This window comes from Vibrio sp. RW, assembly GCF_027587105.1.
Classification (GTDB): Bacteria; Pseudomonadota; Gammaproteobacteria; order Enterobacterales; family Vibrionaceae; genus Vibrio; species Vibrio toranzoniae.
The window spans coordinates 1-444 of the sequence record NZ_JAPPTM010000090.1; the positions used below are offsets into that span (position 1 = coordinate 1).

Consider the following 444-nt stretch of genomic DNA (forward strand, 5'->3'; position numbering starts at 1 on the left):
CGGTTGTGCGTGGCACGGTTAGCGATGTGGAAGACGGTCAAACTGTGACGGTGATCATCAGTGATGGCACAAACCAAGTTGAAACCACGGCACTTGTACAAAACGGCGAGTATGTTACTGATCCGATTGATGCAAGCGCATTAAACGACGGCACACTCACCGCTACCGCCAGCGTATCCGATGTGGCAGGCAACCCGATTTCAGCACAAGATTCAGTCGAACTTGATAACACCGCGGCGATCACAACCAGCATTGATAAAACCGCCGACGGCGTGATTAATGGCAACGGTGAAAGCGCCGCCATGGTCGTTCGTGGCACGGTGAGCGATGTGGAAGACGGTCAAACCGTAACGGTGATCATCAGTGATGGCACAAACCAAGTTGAAACCACGGCGCTTGTGCAAAACGGCGAATACGTTACTGATCCGATTGATGCCAGCGCAT

At 52.7% G+C, this 444-nt stretch carries 1 protein-coding gene; it reads left to right on the forward strand.

The features are described from left to right. Positions 1 to 444, forward strand: a 444-nt coding sequence (locus OCT63_RS21445) for a hypothetical protein (protein ID WP_269984597.1), incomplete at both ends; no start/stop codon positions are given.